The organism is Sphingomonas bacterium (assembly GCF_903643065.1).
Classification (GTDB): domain Bacteria; phylum Pseudomonadota; class Alphaproteobacteria; order Sphingomonadales; family Sphingomonadaceae; genus Sphingomonas.
Map to the genome: position 1 here is coordinate 1 of NZ_CAHJWX010000200.1, position 4,972 is coordinate 4,972.

Here is a 4,972-nt window from a genome sequence, read left to right on the forward strand (position 1 = left end):
GCCGCCGCCGCGGCCGCCGCGATCAGCGCGGCGCTGGCCGCATCCTGAGCCGGGGCAGCCGCCACCAGGGCGTGCGCGGGCTGAGGTGATGCTCGTGATGATAAGCGCCGAAATGGAAGCAGGTCAGCAGCGACGCGGCCGGCGACAGGCCGTTGCTGCGCGCGTTGTGCGCGTCGGCGAAGGGCCGGTCCTCGTGCCGGTGCGGCAGAAACGTGCCGAACACGAACAGCTGCACCAGCGCGAGCAGCGCCGGCACCGCCCAGAAGGCGACGATATTGGCGAGCGACGCGCCCGCCAGCAGATAGGCGATCGCGACGACGGTGATCCGCGCGATCTGCCCGTGCGTGTAATAGCTGCGGAAGAAGCTGGCGAACCACGGCACCATCCGGCGCGGCGCGTCCGCGTGGAAATCGGGATCGCTCGCCGTCCCCGGCGCCGCGTGGTGCGCATGGTGCTTGGGGTGCAGCGTCGCATAGGACAGCGCGGCATAGGCGCCCAGGCACAGCGTGCCGATGACGGTGTTCGCGCGCCGCCGGCCCGGCACCAGCGAGCCGTGCATGCAATCATGCGCGACGATGAACAGGCCGGTGCTCAGCCACGCCTGGACGAGGATCAGCGCGGCGGCGAGCGGGACGGTGGCGACATGCCAAGTCCACAAGAACACGCCCGCGACGTGCAGCGTCACCCAGCCCCCGGCGATCGCGGCCGCCAGCGCGAGGCCGATGCCCGTGTCGCGGCGGGCGGCGATCATCGCTCCGGCCGGTCCGCGAGCGCGCGCTTGAGCCTGGCCGGGTTGGGCGCGAGCAGGAAGCCGAAGCTGACGCCACCGTCGCGGCCCTTGACCGCATGGTGCAGCCGGTGCGCCTGGAACAGCCGCCGCGCATAGCCGCGCCGTGGCACCCAGCGCAGCCCGAACCGCTGGTGCACCATCATGTCGTGGACGAAGAAATAGATGCCGCCATAGACGGTGATGCCCAGCGCGGCCCACCACAGCGGCGCCCAGCGCAGGCCGACCGTGAACAGGGCGAGCACCACGCCCGTGAACGCGACGGCGTACAGGTCGTTCTTTTCCAGCGCGCCGGCACGCGGCTCGTGATGCGAGCGGTGCCAACGCCAGCCCCAGCCATGCATAACATATTTATGCGTCGCCCAGGCGAGGCACTCCATCAGCACCACCATGCCGACCACCAGCGCGAGCTTGCCATACCACGCCATGCGCCACCCGATCCTTTGACGTCACCGGCACGTTGGTCCGTCGACGTTGATATAGTCGCTGACGCGCGGGATGGGAGGGCCCGATCGCGACCTGGATCATCGATGCGGGTCCGCCGCGCGTTGGTCGGGGCGACAGGATTCGAACCTGCGACCCCCACACCCCCAGTGTGATGCGCTACCAGGCTGCGCTACGCCCCGACCGTCACGCGCGAACGCCACCGGGGCGGCATCGCGGGAGCGGCGTGCCTACGCGGGCGGGGCGACGGATGCAACCCGCGTGGCCCGCCGATTGCGCGCCGGTTCCCGCGATGCTAGCGCGCCCGCCACGTCGGGCCGGGGCCCGCGCCCTCATCATTCAAGAGAACCGATGCTCATCTCCCCCGCTGATGCCCAGGTCGCAGGCGGCACGCCGGCCGCCGGCGGCATCGCCGCGCTGCTGGTCAGCGTCGCGCCCTTCGCCGCGATCATGGTCGCCTTCTGGTTCCTGCTGATCCGCCCGCAGCAGCAGCGCGCGCGCACGCTGGCCAACGCGATCGCGGCGGTGAAGAAGGGCGATCAGGTGATCACCGCCGGCGGGCTGGTCGGCCGCGTCACCAAGGTGGAAGAGCGGTTCGTCGAGGTGGAGATCGCGCCCACCACGCGCGTGCGCGTCGTCAAGGCGACGCTGGCCGAGGTGACGGGCGCCGGCGTCAAGCCGGCCAACGACTGAGCGCGGCCGCGATGCTGGATTTCCCGCGCTGGAAGGTGATCTGGATCTGGGGGCTGCTCGCCGTCCTCTGCCTGCTCGCCGTGCCCTCGTTCCTGCCCGAGACGGCGACCGCCCGCTGGGGCGCGATCCCGCACCGGCGCATCAATTTGGGCCTCGACCTGGCGGGCGGCAGCTATCTGCTGCTGGAGGGCGACACCGCCGACCTCGCCACCACGACGCTGGAGACGATGCGCGACGGCATCCAAGCGGAGATGCGGCGCGGCACCCCGCGCATCGAGATCGGCGACATCTCGACGCAGGGCGGCCAGCTCTCGTTCCTCCTGCGCGATCCGACGCAGGTCGACGCCGCGCGCGAGCGGCTGCTGACGCTGACCGGCGGCGGCGCGGGCATGAGCGGGCAGCGGCAGTGGGATATCCAGGTCGTCGACACGAGCCGCTTCGTGCTCAAGCAGACCCAAGCCGGCCAGCAGCTGGCGCTGGAGGCGGCGATGAAGGGGGCGATCGAGGTCGTCCGCCGCCGCATCGACGCGCTCGGCACCAAGGAGCCGACGATCATCGGCCAGGGCACCAACCGCATCGTCGTGCAGGTCCCCGGGCTCCAGGATCCGCAGGCGCTCAAGGACCTGCTGGGCAAGACCGCCAAGCTGGAATTCAAGCTGGTCGACATCGACGCGAGCAAGGACACCGCCGCGCTGGCGCAGAACCGCGCGCCCACCGGCAGCCAGGTGCTGCCCTTTGCCGGCGGCGCCGCCAGGATCGCGGTGAAGCGCTCCGCGATCATCCGTGGCGAGGACCTGGTCGACGCGCGCCAGACCTATGACGACCGGAACCAGCCCGATGTCTCCATGACCTTCGACGGGCCCGGCGGCCGCCGCTTCGGGCGGGTGACGCAGGAGAATGTCGGCAAGCCCTTCGCGATCATCATCGACAATCAGGTGATCAGCGCCCCCAACATCAACGAGCCGATCCTGGGTGGCCGCGCCTCGATCTCGGGCGGCGGGTTCACCGTCGACAGCGCCAACCAGCTCGCCATCGCGCTGCGCTCGGGCAAGCTGACCATCAACCTTAAGGTGATCGAGGAATCGACCGTCGGCCCGGACCTGGGCAAGGACTCGATCAACGCCGGCATCCTGGCGTCGATCGTGGCGGTCGTGCTCGTCGTCGCGTTCATGTTCGTGACCTATGGCCGCTTCGGCGCCTATGCGAACATCGCGGTCGTGATCAACGTCTTCGTGATCCTGGGCGTGCTGGCGGTGATCGGCGGCACGCTGACCCTGCCCGGCATCGCCGGCTTCGTGCTGACGATCGGCACGGCGGTGGACGCCAACGTGCTGATCAACGAGCGCATCCGCGAGGAACGGCGGCGCGGGCGATCGGTCGTCCAGGCGGTGGAGCTGGGCTACAAGGAGGCCAGCCGGACGATCTTCGAGGCGAATGCGACGCACGCCATCTCCGGCATCGTGATGGCGTTCCTGGGGTCCGGCCCGGTCAAGGGCTTCGCGGTGGTGCTGCTGATCGGCATCGTGACGTCGGTGTTCACGGCGGTGACGTTCACCCGGATGCTCACCGCGCAATGGATCCGGCGCAACCGGCCGCAGGCGATCAACATATGAGCGCCCACCCTCCGTTCGTGCCGAGCGAAGTCGAGGCACCATCCTGTCCCTCGACTTCGCTCGGGACGAACGGGGGTGGTGTTGCCAGGATAGTTCTATGCGCCTCCTGAAGATCGTCCCCGATCACACCAATATCGACTTCGTCCGGCTGCGCCGGCTCGCCTTCGCGATCACGCTGATCCTGTCGGTGCTCGCGATCGGGCTGACCTATGCGCGCGGGCTGAACTTCGGTGTCGACTTCGTCGGCGGGCTGATGATCGAGGAGAAGTTCGCCGCCACGCCGCCGATCGACCAGGTGCGCCAGGCGGTGGACCGGCTGGGCGTCGGCGAGGCCTTCATCCAGCCGGTGGGCGACGGGCGGACGCTCAACATCCGCCTGCCCGTGCAGGCCGGCGCGAACGAGGGCGCGACCAACGCGGCGGTGAGGAAGGTCGAGGCCGAACTGGCCCGGCGCTTCCCCGGCGCGACCTTCTCCCGCTATTCCACCGTGTCGGGCAAGGTGTCGGGCGAGCTGATCCGCAACGGCGCGCTCGCGGTGGTGCTCGCGATCCTGGGCATCGGCCTGTTCGCGATCCTGCGCTTCGAATGGCAGTTCGGCGTGTCGACGGTGGTGGCGATCATCCACGACCTGCTGATGACGCTGGGCTTCTTCGCGCTGACGCGGTTCGAGTTCGATCTCAACATCGTCGCGGCGGTGCTGACCATCATCGGCTATTCGATCAACGACAAGATCGTGATCGACGACCGCATCCGCGAGAACATGCGCCGGTATCGCAAGATGGAGATGCGCGAGATCATCAACACCAGCGTCAACGAGACGCTGCCGCGCACCGTCATGACCTCGCTTACGATCCTGCTCGCGCTGTTCGCGCTGCTGCTGCTGGGCGGGCACGTGCTGCGCGGGTTCACCGCCGCGATGATCCTGGGCATCTTCGTGGGCACCTATTCGTCGATCTACGTGTCCTCGTCGCTGCTCATCACGCTGGGCCTGCGCGCCGAGCCGACCCGCGAGAAGCCGGGCACGCTCGACAAGCGCGAGCGGATGGGGGACGCGGAGCGGATCACCCCCAGGAAGCTGTAGGACGCCCCGCGTGCAGGTCTCGCGCGACCAGACCGGCCCCGGGCCGATCGTCACCGGCTTCGGCCCGGGCGGGTTCCGGGTGGGCGAGGAGCGGTTCCGCGCGGTGTTGCTGACGGTGACGGACGCGGTCGCCTGGACGCCGCCGCCGCTGGACGCGCTCGGGATCGACGATCTGGCGCCGTTGGTCGCGGCGCGGCCGGAGTTCATCCTGCTCGGCACCGGCGGATCGCTGCGGCGCCCTCCCCTCGCGCTCACCCGCGCGCTGGACGCGGCGGGGCTCGGCATCGAACCGATGGACAGCCGCGCGGCGGCGCGCGGCTGGGGCGTGCTGCGTGGCGAAGGACGGCTGGTCGC

The 4,972-nt window shown here is 69.9% G+C and carries 6 protein-coding genes and 1 tRNA gene; 4 read left to right on the forward strand and 3 right to left on the reverse strand.

Annotation, left to right across the window (positions count from 1 at the left end; genetic code table 11):
* Positions 1–22: 22 nt before the first annotated feature.
* The 3 genes from HUU95_RS08255 to HUU95_RS08265 form a co-directional block, all read right to left on the reverse strand.
* Positions 23–751: a fatty acid desaturase gene (locus tag HUU95_RS08255; protein ID WP_174279682.1), complete on the reverse strand. Its 729-nt coding sequence runs from the start codon at positions 749–751 to the stop codon at positions 23–25.
* Complete coding sequence (locus HUU95_RS08260) at positions 748–1,215, reverse strand: sterol desaturase family protein (protein WP_174279683.1); 468 nt, start codon at positions 1,213–1,215, stop codon at positions 748–750. The genes HUU95_RS08255 and HUU95_RS08260 overlap by 4 nt, the downstream gene beginning before the upstream one ends.
* Before the next feature lie 121 nt (positions 1,216–1,336).
* Positions 1,337–1,413 (reverse strand) — tRNA-Pro (locus HUU95_RS08265).
* Positions 1,414–1,582: 169 nt separating this feature from the next.
* Here HUU95_RS08265 and yajC point away from each other — a divergent pair.
* From yajC to HUU95_RS08285, 4 genes are all read left to right on the forward strand, one after another.
* The gene (yajC, locus tag HUU95_RS08270; protein ID WP_174279684.1) at positions 1,583–1,924 is read left to right on the forward strand and encodes a preprotein translocase subunit YajC; all 342 of its coding nucleotides are present in this window, start codon (positions 1,583–1,585) and stop codon (positions 1,922–1,924) included.
* Positions 1,925–1,935: 11 nt separating this feature from the next.
* Complete coding sequence (gene secD / locus HUU95_RS08275) at positions 1,936–3,537, forward strand: protein translocase subunit SecD (RefSeq protein ID WP_174279685.1); 1,602 nt, start codon at positions 1,936–1,938, stop codon at positions 3,535–3,537.
* Positions 3,538–3,634: 97 nt separating this feature from the next.
* The gene (gene secF / locus HUU95_RS08280) at positions 3,635–4,618 is read left to right on the forward strand and encodes a protein translocase subunit SecF (protein ID WP_174279686.1); all 984 of its coding nucleotides are present in this window, start codon (positions 3,635–3,637) and stop codon (positions 4,616–4,618) included.
* A gap of 10 nt (positions 4,619–4,628) precedes the next feature.
* A partial coding sequence (locus HUU95_RS08285) for an Mth938-like domain-containing protein (protein ID WP_174279687.1) occupies positions 4,629–4,972 on the forward strand: 344 nt, incomplete at its 3' end.